Below are 20,550 nucleotides of genomic sequence, written 5' to 3'. Positions count from 1 at the left end.
CGGAGTTCGGCGGTGCGGGCGTCCGGGTGCCGAACCGGACCAGGGGTGCGGGCGTCGGATGTCCCGAGGGGCTCTACCGGCCGTCCCGACCTCCGGGCGGGGCGCGGGGCGCGACGCGAGGCCCCGCCGACGCACGGGCGTCAGCCGGACAGAAGGCGGACGTGTTCGTGGTCCTCGCGGCCGGGGAGCGGCCGGAAGCCAGGTCGTCCGGGCAGGGCCGCACTCCGGCGTTGCCGTGCGTGACGCCCGCCGTGGCGTCGTCGGCGCCGAGCCGACCGGCCGACCGGTCCGGCGGCGGTGGCGTGAACCGCGTCGGCAGGGGCCTCGTCGGGCCGGTGCCGACGCGGCGGGTCGGCCGCGAGCGGGCGGACCGCGGCCGGCCGAACGGGGGCGTCCTCAGGGCGGGCGGGCCGCCGCGTCCCCCGGTCCGTCAGGGGGGTCCCTCGCGGTGGAGCACGAGGAGGGCGATGTCGTCGGTGCGCTGCCCGGCCGTGCTGGTCTTCCGCAGCAGGGTGTCGATGAGCAGGTCGAGGTCCCGGTCGTCGGCGTGGGCGAGGTGGTGGGCGAGGCCGGCGAGGGAGTCGTCGAGGTCGACTCCCGGGGTCTCGACGAGGCCGTCGGTGTAGAAGGCGAGCGTCATGCCCGGGACGAGCGGGATCTCCGTCAGGGGGAAGACGGCGTCGGGGACGATGCCGAGAAGCGGGCCCGGACGGACGGCGACCGGTCGGGTGTCGCGGTCGGGCAGGCGCAGGATCGGCGGTGGGTGGCCCGCGCTGGCCAGGGTCGCGCGACCGCCGGCGAGGTCGAGGTGGGCGTAGAGGCAGCTGGTGAACAGGTCGGGGCCGAGGTCGGTCAGGAGCCGGTTCGTGCGGGTCAGGACCTGGTCGGGGGCGGTGCCGAGGGCCGCGTGGGCGTGGACGGCGGTGCGGACCTGCCCCATGAGGGCGGCCGCCGCCACGTTGTGGCCCTGGACGTCGCCGATGACGGCGGCGACGGCGCTGTCCCCGAGGCGGATCAGGTCGTAGAAGTCGCCGCCGATGTCCATGCCGCGGGTGGCGGGCAGGTAGCGGGCGGCGACGCGCAGTCCGGCCACCTCCGGCAGGGCGCCGGGAAGCAGGGCCTGCTGCAGACCGTGGGCGAGGGCGTGTTTCGTGTCGTACAGGCGGGCGCGGTCGAGTGCCTGGGCGATCAGTCCCGCGAGGGACGTCATGACGGCGCGTTCCTCGGCCGGGAAGTCGTGGGGGTGGTCGTAGGAGAGCACGCAGCAGCCGACCGGCCGGCCGGAGATGATCAGCGGCAGGAAGGCCCAGGCCTGCTTGCCGCTGATCAGCGGGGCCTCGGGGTAGAGGCGCCGCAGCTCCTCCGGGCTGGCGAAAAACGCGGGGATGCCGCTGCCGAGGGCCCGCCCGGCCGGGGTCAGCCCGGTGTCCAGGGTCAGCCCGTCGAGACGTTCGATGGTCCGGGGGGCGTAGCCGCGGTAGCCGTTGATCCGCAGCCGGCCGGCGTCGGCGGTGGACAGGACCAGGCCCTGGGCGCCGAAGGCGGGCATGATCTGGTCGGCGACCAGGTCGATGACGTCCTGGACGCCGACGACCTCGGTCAGCGCGGCGGCCAGGTGGGTGAGCTGGTAGAGCTGACCGGCACGGGCCGGGGCCGCCGTGCCGACGGGCCGACGGGGTGCGGGCCAGGGCGGCGGCTCGGCGCCGCTGGGGATGATGCGCACGCTGATACCGCTGGCGTCCGGGTAGAGGTGGAACTCCAGCCACTGGCCGGGCGGGCGGCACGCGGCGAAGGACACCGGTTCGCGGCTGATGACCGCGGCCCGGTAGCGGTCCTCGTAGGTGGGGTCGTCCAGCCAGCGCAGGGACTGCCACGGCAGCGTCCCCAGCAACTGGTCGGCCTCGCGGCCCAGCAGATGGCACGCGCCGGAGGTGACGTAGGTGAAGCGTCCTTCCAGATCGAGGGAGCAGCTGCCTCCCGGCAGGCGTTCGGCGAAGTCCGCGGGGGCCGTCGCCGGGCTCGCGGGCGGGCCGCCGGCCGTGACGGGGACGACGCGGGGCCCGTCGCCGCCGACCGGGGGCCTCCCCCGCGCGACGGCTTCCTCCAGCAGCCGGGCCAGACGTCGGCAGCTGGACGCGATGTTGCCCCGTTCCCGCCCCGTCATGAACGACGGCCGGGTGGCGGGCCACATCAGCAGCAGCGCCCCCCACCGCCGTACTCCACGGACCGGGGCGGCGACCATCGCCAACGGGTAGGGCAGCGCCATCGCGGTGCGCGGGTAGGAGTGGGCGACCTCCTCCTGGCTGCCCAGCCACACCAGGCGGTCCTCGCGGACGGCGACGGCCACCGGCGCCGGGGCGGTGACCGGCACCCTGGCCCACGGCCCGGCGAACGCGGCGGGCGCGCCGCACAGCACGTCCAGGTGCAGCAACTGCTCGTCCGGCGCCAGCAGGTACAGGGCCCCGATGGACGCGCCGGTGCGGCGGACCGTGTCCGCGAACGCGGCGTCCAGTTCCCCGTCGTCGGCCGCACGACGACCTGTGCTGGTCACGTGGCACCTCCAGCAGCGCGGGGAGGCGCGCGGACGGCCACGGGCGGTCGCGGGCGGTCGTCCGTTCGGGCGCCGCACACGACTGTCGGCGGTTCCCGACCTCGCCCCCAGGGCGACCGTACGCCCCCGGGCCCGCTCGCGCCTGTGAAGGGCCGGGGGCCGCTCGAGCGCTACGAGCGGCCCCCGGCCCCTCTTGTTCGGAGCTCGCAGGGGTCCCACCCCTTACGGCGTCACCACGCCGACGGACGACGTCCGTCGGATCAGCGGCGTCCTCGGAGCTTGCCGAACAGGCGCTGGGCCTGGGCCCGGCGACGCGGGTCGGCGGAGGTGCGGCGCACCTGCTCGATGGTGCGGCGCCCCTGCGGGCTCCTGCTGAACTGCTTGATCTTCTCCATGATCCCTGGCACGACTGCCCTCCTGAATCGGTCGACGACTAGGCCGGTGCAGCAAGGCCTGTGTAACAACCCGTCTACCCCGGCGTCGTCCTCCCATCCCTCCCCTGCCCGCCGCGTCAGGCGTTCCACCACGCGTCGGTGCCGCAGCCGACCTCGTAGTGCCACCAGCCCAGCTCCCGCCCCCGGGTCAGGAGGGCCTTGACGCCCGAGAGGTCCGCGTCGGCCGGCACGGTGAGCGCCATCAGCGGGAAGTCCTCGCTGTAGACCTCGCCGCCGAGCCCGAACGCGGAGAGCCGTTCGTGCACCGCCCGGGGACTGCGCCCGAGGGGGCCGGTGGCGACCGGCAGGACGCGGATCGCGCAGTTACCGGACGCGGCGACGCGGCCGACGGCCCGGTGCAGCCCGTCGGCGTCGGTGCGGTACCGCACCACGTCCCCCTCGGCCACGCCGTCCTGGAGGAAGGGGACGTTGCGCACGCGGGCGGTGTCGTCGTCGAGCCTCGTCGCCCACAGGCCCTCGGTGTCCTGGGGGAGCCAGCCCTGGCGGGGGACGAACCGGAACCACACTTTGATCGTCTCGGCCGTCCCGTCCCTGTCGTTCATTGCGCGCTCCCGCCTTCCCTCGACCAGCGCTACAGGCTGTCGAGGAAGTTCCCGACGGCTTCCACGATCCGGTTCCGACGGCGGTGGGCCTTGCTGCAGTACCGCCGTCTGCGCCAACGCCGCCGCGGCTGCTGGACCGGTGTGCCGCACCACTCGCACGGCCACGTGCGGACCGCTGCCTGCCTCTCCATGGCGCACACCGTAGCGGCTCGGTCCGCTCGGCCCCGGACGGGGTGCGGCCGCGGGTTTCGTCGACGCGTCCCGGAAGGTGCCGCCGGTCGGAGGCACGGGCCGGCGCGAGGTGGCGGCTCGCACCGCGCCGAACACGCCACGGCACGAGCACGGGCACGGCACCGGCACGAGCACGGGCACGGCACCGGCACCCGAGGCGAGGCCGCGGCGGGCCGGGCGGGTCGATCTGATCGACGGTCGGCGCAACCGCGGGACGGCCCCCTACGGGACGACGTTCGACGACGTCCGCCGCCCGCGTCGCACCCACCGGCGTCCACGGACTTCCCGGCCGGGGCACCTGGTCCGCATCGACGCACCGGTGCGGCTCGGCCGCCCGCTCGACGGGCTCGCGGGGCGGGCCGGGACGCCGTGACGAAGCACCAGCCGGGCAGACTGGAGGCGTGGAGACCTACCGCCTCGTGGACAGACCCCCCGCCCCCGCCCGGTACGGCCGCCTGGAGGTGCGCACCGCCGATCCGGCCCCGGCCGACTGGCTGGTGGAACGGGCCGCCCGGGAGGGCGGGTTGGGGACCGTCGCGGGTGTCGCCGCGCCGGGGTTCGCCGCCTACGCGAGGATCCTGCACCCGGCCTCGCTGGAGGAACGGCAGGTGCGGTGGGCGACGGTGGCCGCCGCCGGTGGACGCAGAGTGGCCCCCGTGACGCACTGGTACGAGGCGGCCGGGCTGGACCGCGACTACCACAACGCGGCCGAGTACGGCCTGCCCGGTGTCTGGGACGAGCACCCCGCGCAGGGACCGACCCCGCCCGCCGTCGCCGAGGCCCTCATCCCGGTGCTGGCCCGGCACACCCGGACACCCGAACACTGCTGGTTCGGTCTGTGGAACGGGTACGGACGCTGGGACTTCGACCGCTTCCCCTCGTTCCCGACCCCCGGCCGGGACGAGGTGCTGCTCTCGGGCGCGCTCGCCGAGGCCGTCTCCCCCGTCGCCCTGGACGAGTACGCCGAGCTGCCCGACCTGTGGTGGCCCGACGACCGCGCCTGGTGCCTGGGCGGTGACGTCGACCTGGTCAGCACGTACGTCGGCGGATCGCGGGAACTGATCGCCGAACTGCTGGCCGCCCCGGAAGCGGAGGCGCATCCGGTGGCGCCGGGCGACACGGTGGGCTGACCTCCTCACCGCTGCCCCATTGACCTCTCGCGGCTCCGTTGCGACACTCACCCGCCCCACAGGATGAATCGATTCAGTCGAATGGATTCGACGAGAGGACAGACCCTCATGGGACGCAGAGCCGCACTCCTCGCCGCCATCGGGGCCCTCACCCTCCTCGCCTCCGCGGGCACCACCCTGTCCGCGCCCGGCCCCGCCGTCGCGGCCCCCGCCCTCGCCGCGTGCGGGGACGGGACCTTCCACGCGGAGGCCGTGCGCAACGGCGGCACCTGGACCGCTCGGCGCGGCGGCAGCACCGTCTACTCGGGCACCGACATGCGCGCGGCCGTGCAGGCGGCGGTGAACAGCCTCACCGCCAACCGCACGGCCAAGGAGCGTGTCGTCGTGCGCGGGTCGGGCTCGCTGTCCGCGGGTGCCCGCATCTCCCTGCCGAGCTACACCACGCTGGACGTCTGCGGCACGATCGACGTCACCGGCACGGGCAGCGGCGATCAGGCCCCGGTCTACTCCCGGGGCACCCGGGACGTCGAGGTGCAGCACCTGAACCTCACCGGCAGGCCGCTGTACGGGATCTTCCTGCGCAACGTGCAGAACGTCGTCCTCGGGCAGATCGACATGCGTCTGTCGGCCGGCCTGGGCGTGCGCATCGACAACCGGGGCGACACCAGCCAGTGGACGAGGAACGTCCGCATCGACAACGTCTACGTCTCCGGAGCGAGCAGCCACGCGGTGGAGACGTACGGCGTGGACGGCCTCACCGTCGGGACGGTGACGGCCCGCAACGTCGGCGAGTCCGGTCTCCTGCTCAACCAGACCGTCAACGCGACCGTGACCAAGGTCGACGCGGAGAACGCCGGCACCGGCACGGGATACGCGGCCTTCCGCATGGCCAACCGCAACGGGCGGATCGGCAGCGGTTATCCGACCAACATCCGCGTCGGCGAGGTCGTCGCCCGCGGCGGCGGACGCGGGGTGTTCTGCGTGTCGGAGAGCGGAGGCGCGGTCATCGACCGGGTGATCCTCTCCCAGACCGGCAACAACGCCGTCCTCATCGAGAACTGTCACAACGTGAACCTCGCCGCGCGGGGCGGAAGCGTCACCGGTGGCGGCGAGATCCGGCTCGCGGCCCGCTCGGAGTTCGCCAACAACTCCGACATCACCGTCCAGAACTTGACGGTGACCAACTCGGCGATCCGCGAGAACCCGTGCGGCACCAACACGACGTTCCGCAACAACACGCTGGTGAACAGCAGCCAGTCGATCTGCTGACGCGAGAGCCGCGCGGGCGTGGACGTGCGGGGCAGGGGTGCCGGCGTCAGGGTGGCCGGCGCATCCCTGCCCCTGCGCCTCCCGGCGGGGAGCCGATCGCCGCTGTCGGAACGCGGGTACCGAACGCCGTCACGCTGGAGGGTACGAGCGACCGGGCGCCGGAGCGGCCCCTCTTCGGGGCCGGTGGCAGGCAGCTGCCGGCGCACACGGACCTGAACCCGCCGCGCACGTTCCTCGCCGTGTGGCGCTCGGGGTCGTTCACGGCGGCGGCCCCGCTCCTCGGGCTGTCCCAGCCGACCGCGGCCGCGCAGATCCGCACGAGGGAGCAGCAGAGCGGGCGCCCCGAGGCTTCAGGACGCTTCGGACGGCAGCCGGTAGACCGAGACGTGGGACGGTGAGTCCACCGTGAACTCCGAACCGGACCAGTCCGCGTGCCGGGACTCCCGCTCGAATCCCGCCAGTTGGGCCATGAGGTCGAGTTCGGCCGGCCAGATGTAGCGGTGCGGGCTGCGCAGGAGACGGGCCTCACGGGTCCCGTCGAACCGGAAGTGGTGGGAGACGACCTGCTGGCGCAGCACGTCGTAGGTGTCCAGGCCGATATAGCCGGGCTCGGAGCACCAGACCGTTGCCGTCCGGTCCGGCGGGAGCCGGCGCAGGTCGGGCACCCAGAGCTCCACGACGAACCGGCCGCCGGGCGTGAGGTGGCGGGCCGCGTTGCGGAAGCACTCGACCTGTTCGGCCTGGGTGAGCAGGTTGGAGATGGTGTTGTAGACGAGATAGACGAGCGTGAACTGCCCGGGGGCCGAGGCGGTCGCCATGTCACCGACGGTCACGGGGATCGTCGCCTCGTCCGCCTTGGTGCGCAGGCGGTCGATCATCGGGAGCGACAGCTCGATGCCGCTGACGGGGACCCCGCGCTCGGCGAGCGGGACGGCCACCCGGCCGGTCCCGACGGCGAACTCCAGTGCCGCCCCGTCGCCCGCGAGAGCGGCGAGCCGGTCCACGGTCGGCCCCAGGGTCTCGGGCGCGAACATGCCCGTACCGGGTGTGTCGTAGTGCTGGGCGGTCTCCGCGTCCCAGATGTCCTCCTGTCGCATACCGACAGGGTTCGCCGTCGGCCGCGCTGATGTCCACCGGTTTTTCTGCTGCCCTCGGACCTCACCCCCCACCCCAACTGCGGCGCGCGATCCCCAGGTTGCGGACGATGTCCTCGCGGACGGGGTGGCCGTCGGGCAGGCCGCGGCTCGCCTCGTGGGCTTCCTCCAGCACGGCGACACCGCGTGCGGGGGCCCCGGACGAGAACAGGGTGGCTCCCAGCGCGGTCGCCGTGGTGAGGGTGTCCTCGTGGCCCGGGCCGAGGCGGTCGCTCCTGCGGCGCAGGGTGTCCTCCAGGACCGCGACCGCCTCCTGGACGCGGCCCTGGATCGCCAGCGCGGCCCCGCAGTTGTGCGCGCAGTCCAGCGTGGCCGGAGCGTTCGGGCCGAAGACCCTGGCGGCCCGTGTCATCGCGTCCCGGTGCGCGGCGGCTGACTCGTGCGGCCGGTGCAGCTGGAAGAGGACCGAACCCAGGAGGTCGCGCAGGCCGATCGACTCCGGGTGGTACTCGCCGAACGTGGCGTCACAGTCCGGCAGCAGCCGTCGGATCAGCGTCTCGGCCTCGTCGAGGTCGCCCTCGTCGTACAGGGCGCGCGCCAGGGCGAGTTCCCTGCGCAGGTTCCTGCGCGCCGCATGCCTGCCCCTCCACACCGCGACCACCTCCGTATCGGCGCCGGTGCTCCCGGCCGGGGACCTACCCGCAAGGCGGCGCCGGGCAACCAACCGGTGGATCCGCACCCGCTGTTCGCCGAAAACTCAGGTTCCGTCCCGCGGTTCGACGCCCCGGCTGCGGTGCGGGTGGCACCATGGGGGCACGGGGCACCACGGGGGAAGGACGCTGATGATCGACTCCATGGCGGCACTCGCCACGGCCGCGTCGGCGGCACTGGTCGGAGCGATGGCCACGGACACCTGGCAGGCCGCCCGTGACGGTCTGCTGCGGGTGTTCGGACGGGGGCGGGACGACGAACCGGCCCAGCTGGCTGCGCGGTTGGACGAGGAGGCCGCGCTGGTGAGCGCCGCGGACGACTCCGAGTCGGCGCGCCAGAGCCTGCTGCCGGCCTGGCGGCTGCGGCTCGAGCAGTACCTGCGCACGCATCCGGAGGCCGTGGACGACCTGCACGAGCTGACGCGGAGACTGACCGCCGCGCTGCCCGAGACCCAGCAGAACTGGGTGCAGAACGTCACCGCCCGTGATCACGGCCAGGCCTTCGGGGTGCAGGGCGGCAACCTGGTCATCCATCAGCACCCGTCGGCCGATCGCGCCGACCCGGAGCCGTGAGCACGCAACACGTCACGGCCGAGGGCGGGTTCGCCTACGGAGCCGTCGGCGCGGACATCCATGTCTTCGGGGACGGCACGCCCCTGTACCTCCTGCACACCTGGCGTGCGCCGGGGGAACCCGACGCGGCCTGGATCGGCGAGCAGCCCAGCCGCATGCTCAACGCCCGTTTCGCCGTCGTCCCCTTCACGGGCCGGGAGGACGAGCTGGCCTCTCTGCGCGCCTGGTGCGTCCGGGGGCCGGGGCGTGCGGCGCGCTGGCTGCACGCCCCGGGCGGCCAGGGTAAGACGCGGCTGGCCCACCGGCTCGCCCACGAGATGCGCACGGCGGGCTGGAAGGTGGTCACCGCCGTGGAGGGGCCGGGCAGCGTCCTGCCCCCGCCCGGCAGCCAGGACCTGCGGGTCACGGACGCGGCCGGACTGCTGCTGTTGGTCGACTACGCCGACCGCTGGTCCCTGACCAGCCTGACGTGGCTGTTCAGCAACGCGCTGCTGCACCGGCCGGGAGTGCCGACCCGCGTCCTCCTCCTGGCGCGCGGCACGGCCGCCTGGCCGGCGCTGCGTGCCGCCCTGGGCAACGAGCAGGTGTCGACGTCCACGCAGGAACTGCCGCCGCTGGCCCCGGACGGCCCCGGGGGCGCCGGCCCGACCGCGGGGCGTCAGGGGACGGACGGGCGGGAGCACGGGCCCGACGGCCGACGGGAGATGTTCCACGCGGCCTTGGCGGGTTTCGCCGCCCGGTACGGTCTCGATCCGCCAGCGGTGCAGCCGGACCTGACGCATCCCGACTTCGGTCTTACACTCGCCGTGCACATGGCCGCGCTGGTCGCCGTGGACGCCCTGGCCACCGGCCGTCGGGCCCCCGAGGACCTCGCGGGGCTGACCGTGTACCTGCTGGACCGTGAGCAGCTGACCTGGACGCTGATGCACGAAAAGCGAGGGCGGGGACGCATCTCGACACCGCCCGCGGTGATGAACCGGACGGTGTTCGCCGCCTCGCTGGGCGGTGCCCAGCCTCCGGACCGGGGCGCCCTGCTCGTGGACGACCTGCGGTTGGAGCACCCCACCGACGCGGTCCTCGCCGATCACGCCGTGTGCTACCCGCCGCCCGCCGCCGTGGGCCGTACCGTCCTCGAACCCCTCTACCCCGACCGGCTCGCCGAGGACTTCGTCGCCCTCACGCTGCCCGGCCACCCGGCCGACTATCCCGCCCGGCCGTGGGCGGCGCAGACGGCCGCGACCGTGCTGGAGCACGGCAGCGGACCCACTCGGCCCGTCACGGCCCTGGCCGCGGCGGCGGGGCGCTGGCCGCACGTCGGGCCCGCCTGTCTGTACCCACTGCTGGCCGCGGACCCCGGGCTCGGTGTCGCGGCCGGAGGCGGCGCCCTCACGGCCCTCGCCGACCTGCCCGACATCGCACCAGACCTGCTCGAGGCCATCGTCGACCACGTCCCCGAGCCGGTGCCCGTGGACCTCGAGGTCGGCAGGGCGTCCGTCCTGGTCCGTCTGTTCCCCCACCGGCAGGCGGCGACCGACGACCCGGACCGTCTGGCCCGTCTCCACGCCGCACACGGCAACAACCTCCAGACCCTCGGCCGTGAGGCGGACGCCCTGCGCGCCTCACGGCGCGCGGTGGAGCTCTTCTCCGAGCTGGCCGCGGGGGATCCGCTCTCCTACGAGAAGCACGTCGGCCGGACCATGACCAACGTCGCCCAGGCGCTGTCCCGGCTCGGACGGGCCGCCGAGGCCCTGAGCACCCAGGAACGGGTGCTGGACCTGTTCGAACGGCTCGCCGCCGCGGACGCCGAGGCCTACGAACCGGACCTGGCCGTCGCCCTCGCCAATATCGCGTCCGAGCTGCAACGGGCGGGCCGGTGGGAGGACGCCCACCGGGCCAACGAGCGCGCGATACGGACCTACCGTGCCCTGGCCGCCCGAGACCCGCAGTACCGTCGGGGCCTGGCGATCGCCCTGGCCAACGCGGCCGTCAGCCTGACGTTCACACCCCCGGACCGGATCGGGTGCCTGCGGGAGGCCGTCGAGCTGAGCCGGCGTCTGACGGCCGACGGCGTGCCCGTGCAGGAGACGACGCTTCTCGACTCGCTCCTCGCGCTGTCCGGCGCGCTGTCCGGTGAAGGCCACCTCACGGAGGCCGTCGAGGCGGCGCGCGAGGCGGCCGCCCTCACCCGCCGGCTGGGGGAGGCGAACCACCGGCGCTACGCCCCTCTGCACGCCCGCGCCCTGGGCGCGCTGTCCGCCTGCCTCCGCTCCGCGGGACTCACGGAGGAGGCGTCGGCCGTGAAGCAGGAAGCCCTGTCCCTGCGGCGACGGCTCACCGCCGACGCGCCCGCGCCGTACCGAGACCACCTCGCCGGCGCGCCGCGCGAACAGGACGAGGCCCTCCACGGGCTCGGTCCGCCGGGGGGTCCGGAGGCGGACGCCCCCGTGCGGCAGGTCGTCACCGCCGAGCAGGTGGTGCGCCGGCCGGCCGTCACCGTCACCGTGCACGGCTGGCAGCCCTTCCCGCCCCGGCTGCGGTCCATGGCGCCGCAGGCCCGCGTGGCCGAGGCCGACCGGCTCGCCCGCGCCCGCGACTGGCCCGGTTTCTGGCGGCTGGTGTGCCAGGCGCCCCTGGCCGAGGCGCTCCGGCTGGCGCGGCGCCTCCCCCGACGGCGCTGGTCCCCCGACGGCCTGGTGGACCGACAGGTGCTGGACTGGCTGAGAGCCACTCCGGTCCGCCGCAGCACCGCCCTCATCGCCGGCGCCGCGCGGGCGGCGACGACGACCCTCCCCGACGACTTCCACGTCTTCTCCACCCTGCTGTGCTCCTTCTCGTCCCGCCCCGGCAGCGCGGCCCTGGCGGTGGCGCGGATCGAGGCCGACCCCGGCGGGCGGGCGGACGCCGCGACCGAGACCATCGAGACCCTGGACCTCGACTCAGGCCGACGGAACGTGCTGTTCCGCGGCCCCGCGCACCACCTGTCGCTGATCTGTCTCGACGCGACCGAGGTGGTGGCAGTCCGGTCGTCGGCAGGGAACGAGTCCGGCCACGAACTCGTCCGCCACGGGCCCGACGGCACGACGGTGCTGGCACGTGACGCCATGCTGACGGGCGTGCGCGTCGCCGCCACCTTCGAGGGGTTCGTGGCGGGGCTGGCCCTCGCGCCGACGGCCCTCGTGCGAAGTCGCCGGGGGCTGCGGCAGGTGGACCTCGGCGGCTGGGGGCTCGCGTCCGGCGCCCGGAGCGCGGTGACGCCGGAAGGGGACCGGATGGTGCTGACCGACGGCGGGCGGCTCATCGCCACGGACACGCTCGTGTCCCAGGCGTTGGCCGCCGCGGCGGTGCCCCGGGACCACACGGAGGTGCGGGACCTCGTCTTCGTGGACGAGGACCTGCTGCTGACCGCGGGCCGCGGTGGTGGCGTGACGCTGTGGCGGCTGGACCGCGACGGGCTGTCTCCGGTCTCCCGGCTCGACACACCGCCGCTGGGGGAACTCGCCGCCGTGCCGGCCTGGGGCGTGGTCTGCGGGGTCGCGCCCGGCGAGGGCCGTGTGCACTTCTTCGACACGGCCGGCGGCGAACTGCGCGCGTGCTCGGCGCCGGACGTGTTCGTCGGCGACCCCCGCTGGATCAGGAGGGTGCTCGTCGCCCCCGGGGGGCGGTTGGCCGCCTACTCCGGCCACCTCGACCTCACGGCTCCGCAAGGGCAACGGTCCACCGGCCCGCTGACCAGGGTGCACGACCTGCGTCACCCGGGCTCGGTCCTGCAACGGCCGCTCGGCCCGCTCGGCGAGCTGGAAGTGTCCGCCCTGGGCTCGGCCCACAGCGACGATCCGCGACTGCGCGAGCTGTTCCGTCTGGCGTACGCCCTCGCCTCACGGTGGGACCCCTGGCTGCACCTGGACTGACGGGTCGCGGGCGCGGACGGACGGCGACGGCGGTGAGCCGGGCCGACGCGGGCGGACGGTGACAGCGGTGGGCGGGCCGACGCGGGCGGACGGCGACGTGTGGACGGGGCCGGGGCCGCCCGTTGGGCTGCGGGCGACCCGTGGGGGTCAGCGGAACGCCGCGTGACCGGTGAGCGCCTGCCCGACCACCAGGGTGTGCATCTCGCTGGTGCCCTCGTAGGTCAGGACGGACTCCAGGTTGTTGGCGTGGCGCAGCGGCGAGTACTCCAGGGAGATGCCGTTGGCGCCCAGGACCGTGCGGCATTCGCGGGCGATGGCGATCGCTTCCCGCACGTTGTTGAGCTTGCCGACGCTGATCTGCTCGGGCCGGATGCGGCCCTGGTCCTTGAGCCGGCCCAGGTGCACGGCGAGCAGCGCGGCGTTGCCCAGGGAGACGCTCATGTCGGTGAGCTTCTTCTGGGTGAGCTGGAAGGCGCTGATCGGCTTGTCGAACTGCACGCGGGAGTCGGCGTACCCGATGGCCGCCTGGAGCGCGTCGCGGGCCGCGCCGACCGCGCCGAACAGGATGCCGAAGCGGGCCTCGTTCAGGCAGGACAGCGGCCCGCGCAGGCCCTCCGCGAACGGCAGCCGCGCCGTGTCGGGCAGCCGCACGTCGTCGAAGGACAGCTCCGAGGTGACGGACGCGCGCAGCGACATCTTCTGCTTGATGTCGTGCGTGGTGAAGCCGGGCGTACCGCGCGGGACGAGGAAGCCGCGGACGCCGTCCTCGGTCTGCGCCCAGACGGTGGCCACGTCCGCGATGCCGCCGTTGGTGATCCACGTCTTGGAGCCGTTGAGGATCCAGTCCCCGCCGTCGCGGACGGCCCGGGTGCGCATCGCGGCGGGGTTGCTGCCGACGTCGGGTTCGGTCAGGCCGAAGCAGCCGATCGCCTCACCGGCGGCGAGCCGCGGCAGCCACTGAAGCTTCTGCTCCTCCGAGCCCCACTTCCGGATGGAGTACATCGACAGCGAGCCCTGCACGGAGACGAAGCTGCGGAAGCCGGAGTCGGCGGCCTCCAGCTCCAGACACGCGAGGCCGTAGGAGACGGCGTTGGTGCCGGCGCAGCCGTAGCCCTCCAGGTGCATGCCGAGCACCCCCAACTTGCCGAACTCCGGCGCCAGTTCGCGGGCGAAGTGGGCGTTCTCGAACCACTCGCCGATGTGCGGGCGCACCCGGTCGGCGAGGAACCTCGCCACGGTCGCCTGGATCTCGCGCTCCTCGTCGCTGAGGGTGGAGGCGAGGTCAATCAGGTCGAGGGGGTCCTTCATCGGCTGGGCGCCGCTCATCGTGTGCTCCCGGGGTCGGCTGCGGTCGGTTCGGGGTCTCCCCCACCCTGGCCTTCCCCGGAGCGACGGTCAACGACGGGCCGACGCGTCCTCGTGCGCGGGGCGCGTTCCGTTCGTCGAGGTCAGAGTCGTTGTGGCACCGCTCCGGGCCGGCGGTGGACGTAGGGGGGCGGCTTCTCGGCGGGTTCACCCCGGTCGGCGAGGGCGCGGACGAGGTGGTGGTCGGGGGACAGCGCACACGCCGGGTCGGTGCGCGCCGCGTCGCCGGTGAGGGCGAACGCCTGGCAGCGGCAGCCGCCGAAGTCCTCCTCCCGGCGCGGGCAGCCGCCGCAGGGGCCGCTCATCCAGTCGGTGCCGCGGAAGCGGCCGAAGGCCGGGGAGTGCTCCCAGATCCAGTCCAGCGGGCGGTCACGGACGTTGGGCGCGTCGAGGTCCGGCAGGGACGCCGCGGCCGGGCAGGGCAGGGCGGTCCCGTCGGGCGCGACGGTGAGCGAGAGGGCTCCCCATCCGCCCATGCAGGGCTTGGCGACGCCGTCGAAGTAGTCGGGGACGACCCACACCAGGTCGACACGGCCGGCGAGACCCTCCCGTCGGCGTTCGACGGTGTCCCGGGCGCGGGCCAGCTGCTCGCGCGTGGGCAGCAGGGCGGCGCGGTTGAGCAGCCCCCAGCCGTAGAACTGGGTGTTGGCGAGCTCGATGCGGTCCACGCCCCAGGCGACGCCCAGGTCGATCAGGGCGTCCACGGCGTCGAGGTTGTCGCGGTGCAGCACCACGTTGAGGCCGAGCGGCAGGCCCGCCCGGCGGACGAGGGCCGCGGCCCGCTCCTTGGCGGCGAAGCTGGAGGGGCGTCCGGCGATGCGGTCGTTGGCCCCGGACTCGGCGTGCTGGACGGAGAGCTGGACGCTGCGCAGTCCCGCGGCCCGCAACGCGGTCAGGCGGGCCTCGTCCAGGCCGGTGCCGCTGGTGACGAGCTGGGTGTAGATCCCGGCGGCCTCGGCGGCGGCGACGATCTGCTCCAGGTCCGGGCGCAGCAGCGGTTCGCCACCGGAGAGGTGCGTGTGGACGACGCCCAGCGCGGCGGCCTGCCGCAGCACGTCGGTCCACTGCTCGGTGCTCAGCTCGCTCGCGCGGCGCGCCAGTTCGAGCGGGTTGGAGCAGTACGGGCAGTGCAGCGGGCAGGCGTGGGTGAGCTCGGCGAGCAGCGCCCAGGGGCGTACTCCGGCCGCGGAGGTCGTGGGGGTCCGGGGGGTGGTCACGTGAGCCAGCCCTCCCGGCGGAGGCTGTCGAGGAAGGCGGGGACCTCGGCGGCCACCGGGGCGCCCGGGTGGCGTTCGGCGAGCTCGTCGACGATCGCGCGCACGGTGCGCGTGCCGTCGCACAGTCCGACGACCTGACCGGCGTGTCCTTGGAGGACGACGACCCGCTCGGGCAGGAGGAGCAGGTCCGTGCCGCGCACCCGGTCATGACGCAGCATCAGGGCGGGGGCGAGGACGGGACACCACGCACGCCCCGCCGCCTCCGGCTCTCCCGGCACCGCCGGTTCACCTTCCGGCACCGCCGACTTGCCCTCCGGCACCGCCGGTGCACCTTCCGGCACCGCCGGCTCGCCTCCGGGCACCCCGGGCTCACCCGGCCTTGCCGATCCACCACCCGGCACCACAGGCTCCGTTCCCGCCACCGCCGTCACGCCTGCCTCCGTCCGGTGCTCCGCCAGGGCCGGCCGTCCGACGGCACCCGGCCGTCCCGCTCCGGACGCCCGCTCCGCCAGGGTCGGCTGTCCCCCACCGGCCGCCCGTCCGTCACCGGCGGGTCGACGCCGGCACCCGGCCGGCCGCCCGCGGGCGCCCACCCGTCCGCCTCGAGGCGTCCCTCGGCCTCCGACCCGCAGTTCCGCCCGGGCCGGCCGTCCAGCGGCACCGGGCCGCCACCCCGTTCCGGCCGGCCGTTGCGCCACGGCCGGCCGTCTCCCCGCAACTGCCCGTCGCGCCACGGCCGGCTGTCTTCTTCCGGCCGCCCGTCGCGCCACGGCCGGCTGTCCTTCTCCGGCCGGCGGTCGTCTTCCGGCGCACGTACCTCGCGTTCCGGTCGTTCGGCCCGGTCCCGTTCCTCGTCCCCGGCCCGGTGCACCGCGTCGAGCAGGACCCACAGCACATCGCACTTGTACGCCAGCGCGGTCACCGCCCGCTCCTGGTCCTCTCGGGTGCGGGCCCACTGAAGGACGAGCGCGAGCGCCTCGCCGCTGTCGCGTCGGCCCTGGTCGACGCGGGTGCGGAAGTAGTCCAGCCCGGACGTCTCGATCCACGGGTAGTGGCGTTCGAAGGCGTCGATGCGCCGGCGCATCAGGTCGGGGGCGGTGAGCTCGGTGAGCGATGCCGCGACGGCCTCCAGGGGCGGGCGCAGACGGCAGAAGTTGACGTAGCCCTCCACCGCGAGCCGTACGCCCGGCAGAACCGACCCGCCCGCCCACAGGTCGCCCCGGTCCAGACCGGCCGCCTCGCCGAGCCGCAGCCAGCGTTCGATGCCGCCCTCGCCCTCCGCGCGCCCGTCGTGGTCCTCGATCCTGCGCAGCCAGGCGCGCCGCAGGGCCGGGGAATCCAGCTTGGCGGTGATCAGCGCGTCCTTGACGGGGATGTGGCGCTGGTAGTGGAAGCGGTTGGCGATCCAGCGGCGCACCTCGTCCGGACGGAGGTCGCCGTCGTGCATGCGGACGTTGAACGGGTGGCGGTCGTGGTACCGCTCCCGGCCCACCGCGCGCAGGCGCTCCTCGAACTCCGCGGGGCTCCAGGGTTCTGTCAGGGGGGCGAGTGCCGTGGTCACAGCTCGATCACCATCTCGTCGTCGGCCACCTCGAGGCCCAGTCGCGCGAGCCGCTTGTGCTGTGCCGCGGTGGGGTCGACGAGGGGGTTGGTGTTGTTGAGGTGTGTGTAGAGGCAGCGGGCGGACAGCGTGGTGAGGATGTCCGCGGTGCCGCCCGGTCCGTCGATGGGCAGATGGCCCATGCCGGTGGCGGTGCGGGTGGAGATGCCGGTGCGGCGCGGTTCCTCCTCGTCCCAGAAGGTGCCGTCGACGATGACGCAGTCGGCCTCGGCGGCGACCCGGTGCAGCGCGTCGGACCACGCGGCGACTGCGGGGGCGTAGACCACCGATCTGCCGGTGGCCGGGTCGTACAGGCGCAGGGCCACGACCCAGGTGTCGTCCTCGGGGGCGTCGGCGGCGTACCGGGGGCGCTTGGCCGAGACGGGGACGGCGCTGATCCGCAGCCCTCGGTCGGGCGGGGCGTCCGCGTCGCCGCGCAGGGACTGTGCGCCGTGACACGGCAGGTCCCGCCACGTCAGGTCGGTGTAGGGGCCGAGGACTTCGCCCAGGCGCAGCCGGTCGTCGAGCGCCCGGCGGACCGGCGGCGTGGCGTGGATCTCCAGGCCGTCCGCCTCCCGCAGTCGCGCGAGGCCCAGCGTGTGGTCGAGTTCGGCGTCGGTGAGGACCACCCCGGCGATCGGCGTCTGCCGGGGGCCGGGGCCCGGGTGGAGTGCCGGGTGGGCCTCGATCTGGTCGCCGAGGTCGGGGGTCGCGTTGACGAGGTACCAGCGGCCCTCGCCCGTGCGGACCGCGAGCGAGGCGTGACGGCGGCGCCGCTCGGGATGCGCGCGTGCCCCGGAACAGCCGGGGCACGCGCAGTTCCACTGCGGGATGCCGCCGCCCGCCGCGGTGCCGAGCACCTGCAGCAGCACGGCGGCGGACTAGCGGGCGGAGAGGGAGTAGGCGGTGACTTCCAGCGCGGTGTCGACGACCGTGTAGCCGGGCGTCTGCCAGGCGGTCCGGTCGCCCTGGTCCGCGCCGGCGCCGGCCGGCCGCTCCGTCTGCTCGGTGGTTTCGGTCATGGTGCGTACCGTCCTTTCGGGGAGGTGGGTTCGCGAGGAGTTCGCGAGGTTCGCCCCTGCACGAGGAGGGGGGCGGAGGGGGAGGTCACTTGACGGTGATCCTGAGGATGCGGTCCTTGTCGGTGCCCCGGTCGGTCGTGCCGAGCCACAGCTCGTCGGCACCGGGGACCTTGGTGAGCGCCCGCAGCCGGCCGTAGGTGCCGTTGTAGTACGCCTTGGGGGTGCCGATCGCCTTGCCCGTGCCGTCGATCGGCAGCGCCCACATCCGCTGTCCGAGCAACGTCGTCACGTACAGGACGTCGTCGACGACCGCGATCTGGGCGGGCACGCCCCCCGCGGAGGGCTTCCACACCTTCTTGGGGTTGGTCATCCCGGCCTTGGAGCAGGACCCCTCGCAGGTGGGCCAGCCGTAGTTCCTGCCGGGCTCGACGAGGTTGAGCTCGTCCCAGGTGGACTCGCCGATCTCGGTCTCCCACAGCCTGCCCCGGGTGTCCCAGACGAAGCCCTGCGGATTGCGGTGGCCGAGGCTGTAGACGCGGTTGCCGAACGGGTTGCCGGGCGCCGCTGCGCCGCTCTTCGTGATGCGCAGGATCTTGCCGTTGAGCGAGTCCTTCTTCTGCGCCAGGTTGCGCTGGAGGGCGTCGCCGACGCTGACGTACAGATAGCCGTCGGGACCGAAGGCGATCTTGCCGCCGTTGTGGTCGCCGCCCCGGACGATCCCGCCGAGCACCACCTTGTAGTCGCGCAGCGAGGTGCCGTCGAAGTGCATGCGCACGACCCGGATGTCGGACTTGGCGGTCTGGACGAAGAAGACGTCCTGGTCCGTGGTGCCGTTCCAGGCCGGCGAGGGCGCGACGCCCAGCAGCCCGCCGCTGCCCCCGCTCGGGGAGGGGTAGACCGTGTTGGGCACCGTGCCGACCTTCTTCTTGGCGCCGTCGCGTCCCTGGAGCCACACCTGTGCGGTGTAGCGCTCGGTCACCAGCGCCTTCTTGCCGTCGGGCAGGAAGGAGATGGCCCACGGTCTGGTCCACTTGTCGGAGAGGACGGAGACGGCCGAGGGTGCTCTGCCGGCGGCCCGGGCGCTCTCCTCGGTGTCCTGCGCGACGGCGACCGAGGAGGTCGGCTGAAGGACGCAGACGCCGAGGAGGGCGGCGGCGGCAGCGATCGCGGCCCTGCCCGCACGGACCCGGGGCAGAGCCGCATACGCCAAGCGTGACATGTGTTGTGCCTTTCCTGCCATGGTGGGATACCGGTGGGTTCCATACGAAGTGCACCGGCGACTGCAGTATTGGGCGCGGACTTTTCCCCCGGCCACCTGGACTCCCCCATCCTGCTGACGGAGCGTTCCGGGGATGGGCCGACCGCGGGGAAGCGGCCGTCGTCCCCCTCGGACGCCCCGACTCCCCGGTGCGGGCGGATCGTTGACCTCCCGGCGGGCCGGGCCCCGCCTGCGGCAGGCGCGGGGGACGGCGCCGCGTCCGTCGAACCGTCGCTGCCCGGCCGGCGGAGGGCGGCGGTGCGGGTGCCGTCCGTCAGTCGACGACGTCGGCCGTCCACGCGGCCGCCTGCGGACCGAACCGGTGGGCGGCCGCGTCCGCCGCCATGCGGGCGTTCCGGGCCAGGGCCCCGGGCCCGTCCGGCAGGTGGAAGTCCTCGCCCGCCTGCGCGGAGGCGGCCTGCATGCTCGTGGCGGCCGGCCGTCGCCGGCGCGCGTACCGGTCGAGCGCCTCGGGGACGTCGGCCGGCGTCGCCCGCGCGAGGGTGTCACCGAGCACGGCCGCGTCGAGGACGGCCTGCGCGGCGCCCTGGGCCTGGAACGGCACCATCGCGTGGGCGCTGTCCCCCAGCAGGGCCACCCTTCCGAGGGTCCACCGGTCGAGCGGGGCGCGGGTGTGGAGGCCGTACCGGTACACCTGCCCCGCGCGTGCGAGGACGTGGAGCACCCGCGCAGCTTGTTCGCCGGGTCGTGCCCGGGCGGTCCAGGACTCCGGCGCCGCCTCGGCCCGGACCACGGCCACGACGTTGAGCAGGCGCCCCCGCCGTACGCGGTAGTGGACGACGTGTCCGCCCGGACCGAGCCAGGCGGCGTACCCGGGCAGGTCCAGGTCGGCCACCACGTCGGCCGGGAGCAGCGCCCGGTAGGCGGTGGTTCCCGAGAACACCGGCTCGTCCGCGCCGAAGAGCCACCCGCGGGCCGCCGAGCGCACCCCGTCCGCGGCCACGACCAGGTCCGCGGCCCAGCACGCTCCGCCCGCCGTGGTCACGTGGGCGGACCGGTCGTCCTGGTCGATGCCCACGACGAGGGTGTTCAGGCGCACCGACGCGGGGGCACCGCGGCGGCCAGCACGCGGTGCAGGTCGGCCCGGTGGACCTGGAGGTAGGGCGCCCCGAACTCGGCCTCGGCCTCCCGTCCCAGCGTGTGCCGGCAGATCTCGGTCCCGTCGGACCAGGTGCGGAAGGTCAGGGCGCGGGGGCGGACGGCCTGTGCGGCGACCGCGTCCAGGAGGCCCAGCCGACGCAGTGCGCGGGTGGCGTCGGGTGCGAGCTGGATACCTGCGCCGGCCTCGGCGAACCGCGGTGTCCGCTCGACGAGCGTGACCTCCCAGCCGGCGCGACGCAGGCTCACCGTCGCGGTCAGTCCCCCGATGCCCGCCCCACGACGATCGCCCTCATGTCACGACCTCACCCGCCGGCCCCCCACACCCCGCACGGTCCGCACCGTAGACGGCCCGTCCGAACGGCGGAAGGGCGCCTCCGCCCTGCCGAGGAGCGGGGGGGGGGGGGGGGGGGGGGGGGGGGGGGGGGGGGGGGGGGGGGGGGGGGGGGGAGAGAGGGGGGGAGGGGGGGGAAGGGGGGGGTGGGGGGGGGGGGGGGAGGTGGGCG

Annotated in this window: 17 protein-coding genes and 2 pseudogenes; 5 read left to right on the top strand and 14 right to left on the bottom strand. The window is 74.7% G+C overall.

The annotated features are described in order from the left end of the window. Nucleotides 1-430: 430 nt before the first annotated feature. The 3 genes from ACZ4YY_RS20605 to ACZ4YY_RS20595 form a co-directional block, all read right to left on the bottom strand. Nucleotides 431-2,551, bottom strand: a complete 2,121-nt coding sequence (locus tag ACZ4YY_RS20605) for a SpoIIE family protein phosphatase (RefSeq protein WP_468291895.1) — start codon at nucleotides 2,549-2,551, stop codon at nucleotides 431-433. Between the two features lie 260 nt (nucleotides 2,552-2,811). Beyond that, nucleotides 2,812-2,958 (bottom strand): hypothetical protein, encoded by a 147-nt coding sequence (locus tag ACZ4YY_RS20600; RefSeq protein WP_468291892.1) that lies wholly within the window; start codon nucleotides 2,956-2,958, stop codon nucleotides 2,812-2,814. Nucleotides 2,959-3,062: 104 nt separating this feature from the next. Continuing rightward, on the bottom strand, nucleotides 3,063-3,548 hold the full coding sequence (locus ACZ4YY_RS20595) for a DUF4265 domain-containing protein (RefSeq protein ID WP_468291889.1): 486 nt from the start codon (nucleotides 3,546-3,548) through the stop codon (nucleotides 3,063-3,065). A 632-nt stretch (nucleotides 3,549-4,180) separates the two neighbouring features. Between ACZ4YY_RS20595 and ACZ4YY_RS20590 the strand changes: the two genes are divergently transcribed. The 3 genes and pseudogenes from ACZ4YY_RS20590 to ACZ4YY_RS20580 form a co-directional block, all read left to right on the top strand. Continuing rightward, entirely contained in the window at nucleotides 4,181-4,909 is a 729-nt protein-coding gene (locus ACZ4YY_RS20590; protein WP_468291887.1) for a hypothetical protein, read from the top strand. Nucleotides 4,910-5,017: 108 nt separating this feature from the next. Then, on the top strand, nucleotides 5,018-6,178 hold the full coding sequence (locus ACZ4YY_RS20585; RefSeq protein ID WP_468291884.1) for a hypothetical protein: 1,161 nt from the start codon (nucleotides 5,018-5,020) through the stop codon (nucleotides 6,176-6,178). Nucleotides 6,179-6,372: 194 nt separating this feature from the next. Next, nucleotides 6,373-6,519, top strand: a pseudogene (locus ACZ4YY_RS20580) (helix-turn-helix domain-containing protein); the annotation flags it as partial. 9 nt (nucleotides 6,520-6,528) lie between these two features. On the opposite strand, the gene ACZ4YY_RS20575 reads toward ACZ4YY_RS20580, so the two are convergent. Both ACZ4YY_RS20575 and ACZ4YY_RS20570 read right to left on the bottom strand, forming a co-directional pair. Continuing rightward, on the bottom strand, nucleotides 6,529-7,275 hold the full coding sequence (locus ACZ4YY_RS20575) for a class I SAM-dependent methyltransferase (RefSeq protein WP_468291881.1): 747 nt from the start codon (nucleotides 7,273-7,275) through the stop codon (nucleotides 6,529-6,531). A 61-nt stretch (nucleotides 7,276-7,336) separates the two neighbouring features. Further along, nucleotides 7,337-7,924 carry a tetratricopeptide repeat protein gene (locus ACZ4YY_RS20570; protein ID WP_468291878.1) on the bottom strand — a complete coding sequence of 196 codons (588 nt, stop codon included), beginning with the start codon at nucleotides 7,922-7,924 and terminating at the stop codon, nucleotides 7,337-7,339. A 190-nt stretch (nucleotides 7,925-8,114) separates the two neighbouring features. Between ACZ4YY_RS20570 and ACZ4YY_RS20565 the strand changes: the two genes are divergently transcribed. After that, a complete protein-coding gene (locus ACZ4YY_RS20565) occupies nucleotides 8,115-8,555 on the top strand; it encodes a hypothetical protein (protein ID WP_468291875.1) in 441 nt (146 codons plus the stop codon). After that, on the top strand, nucleotides 8,552-12,463 hold the full coding sequence (locus ACZ4YY_RS20560; RefSeq protein ID WP_468291873.1) for a hypothetical protein: 3,912 nt from the start codon (nucleotides 8,552-8,554) through the stop codon (nucleotides 12,461-12,463). Before ACZ4YY_RS20565 ends, ACZ4YY_RS20560 begins: the two co-directional genes overlap by 4 nt. A gap of 147 nt (nucleotides 12,464-12,610) precedes the next feature. On the opposite strand, the gene ACZ4YY_RS20555 is transcribed toward ACZ4YY_RS20560, so the two are convergent. From ACZ4YY_RS20555 to ACZ4YY_RS20515, 9 genes and pseudogenes are all read right to left on the bottom strand, one after another. After that, nucleotides 12,611-13,789 carry an acyl-CoA dehydrogenase family protein gene (locus ACZ4YY_RS20555; RefSeq protein WP_468291870.1) on the bottom strand — a complete coding sequence of 393 codons (1,179 nt, stop codon included), beginning with the start codon at nucleotides 13,787-13,789 and terminating at the stop codon, nucleotides 12,611-12,613. Between the two features lie 122 nt (nucleotides 13,790-13,911). Beyond that, nucleotides 13,912-15,045 (bottom strand): pyrroloquinoline quinone biosynthesis protein PqqE, encoded by a 1,134-nt coding sequence (gene pqqE / locus ACZ4YY_RS20550; protein WP_468291867.1) that lies wholly within the window; start codon nucleotides 15,043-15,045, stop codon nucleotides 13,912-13,914. After that, a complete protein-coding gene (gene pqqD, locus ACZ4YY_RS20545; protein WP_468292150.1) occupies nucleotides 15,042-15,263 on the bottom strand; it encodes a pyrroloquinoline quinone biosynthesis peptide chaperone PqqD in 222 nt (73 codons plus the stop codon). Before pqqD ends, pqqE begins: the two co-directional genes overlap by 4 nt. Nucleotides 15,264-15,892: 629 nt before the next feature. Continuing rightward, nucleotides 15,893-16,606, bottom strand: a pseudogene (pqqC, locus tag ACZ4YY_RS20540) (pyrroloquinoline-quinone synthase PqqC); the annotation flags it as partial. Then, the gene (gene pqqB, locus ACZ4YY_RS20535; RefSeq protein WP_468291864.1) at nucleotides 16,603-17,517 is read right to left on the bottom strand and encodes a pyrroloquinoline quinone biosynthesis protein PqqB; all 915 of its coding nucleotides are present in this window, start codon (nucleotides 17,515-17,517) and stop codon (nucleotides 16,603-16,605) included. The pseudogene pqqC and the gene pqqB, both read right to left, overlap by 4 nt. A gap of 9 nt (nucleotides 17,518-17,526) precedes the next feature. Beyond that, a complete protein-coding gene (gene pqqA / locus ACZ4YY_RS20530) occupies nucleotides 17,527-17,667 on the bottom strand; it encodes a pyrroloquinoline quinone precursor peptide PqqA (RefSeq protein ID WP_468291862.1) in 141 nt (46 codons plus the stop codon). An 85-nt stretch (nucleotides 17,668-17,752) separates the two neighbouring features. Next, a complete protein-coding gene (locus ACZ4YY_RS20525; protein WP_468291859.1) occupies nucleotides 17,753-18,886 on the bottom strand; it encodes a PQQ-dependent sugar dehydrogenase in 1,134 nt (377 codons plus the stop codon). Nucleotides 18,887-19,199: 313 nt separating this feature from the next. Continuing rightward, nucleotides 19,200-19,985 carry an FAD-dependent monooxygenase gene (locus ACZ4YY_RS20520; protein WP_468291856.1) on the bottom strand — a complete coding sequence of 262 codons (786 nt, stop codon included), beginning with the start codon at nucleotides 19,983-19,985 and terminating at the stop codon, nucleotides 19,200-19,202. Beyond that, the gene (locus ACZ4YY_RS20515; RefSeq protein ID WP_468291853.1) at nucleotides 19,976-20,293 is read right to left on the bottom strand and encodes a hypothetical protein; all 318 of its coding nucleotides are present in this window, start codon (nucleotides 20,291-20,293) and stop codon (nucleotides 19,976-19,978) included. Before ACZ4YY_RS20515 ends, ACZ4YY_RS20520 begins: the two co-directional genes overlap by 10 nt. Nucleotides 20,294-20,550 lie beyond the last annotated feature (257 nt).

It is taken from the genome of Streptomyces sp. NPDC030143 (assembly GCF_055573695.1).
Note: the sequence above shows the minus strand (reverse complement) of the source record. Positions and strands in the feature narration are given on the sequence as shown.

Bases quoted from the DNA above. Each gene is read 5' to 3' on its own strand.
- ACZ4YY_RS20595 (WP_468291889.1), bottom strand. From the start codon at position 3,548: ATGAACGACAGGGACGGGACGGCCGAGACGATCAAAGTGTGGTTCCGG.
- ACZ4YY_RS20585 (WP_468291884.1), top strand. From the start codon at position 5,018: ATGGGACGCAGAGCCGCACTCCTCGCCGCCATCGGGGCCCTCACCCTC.
- ACZ4YY_RS20575 (WP_468291881.1), bottom strand. From the start codon at position 7,275: ATGCGACAGGAGGACATCTGGGACGCGGAGACCGCCCAGCACTACGAC.
- ACZ4YY_RS20565 (WP_468291875.1), top strand. From the start codon at position 8,115: ATGATCGACTCCATGGCGGCACTCGCCACGGCCGCGTCGGCGGCACTG.
- ACZ4YY_RS20555 (WP_468291870.1), bottom strand. From the start codon at position 13,789: ATGAGCGGCGCCCAGCCGATGAAGGACCCCCTCGACCTGATTGACCTC.
- pqqD (WP_468292150.1), bottom strand. From the start codon at position 15,263: ATGCTGCGTCATGACCGGGTGCGCGGCACGGACCTGCTCCTCCTGCCC.
- pqqA (WP_468291862.1), bottom strand. From the start codon at position 17,667: ATGACCGAAACCACCGAGCAGACGGAGCGGCCGGCCGGCGCCGGCGCG.
- ACZ4YY_RS20525 (WP_468291859.1), bottom strand. From the start codon at position 18,886: ATGTCACGCTTGGCGTATGCGGCTCTGCCCCGGGTCCGTGCGGGCAGG.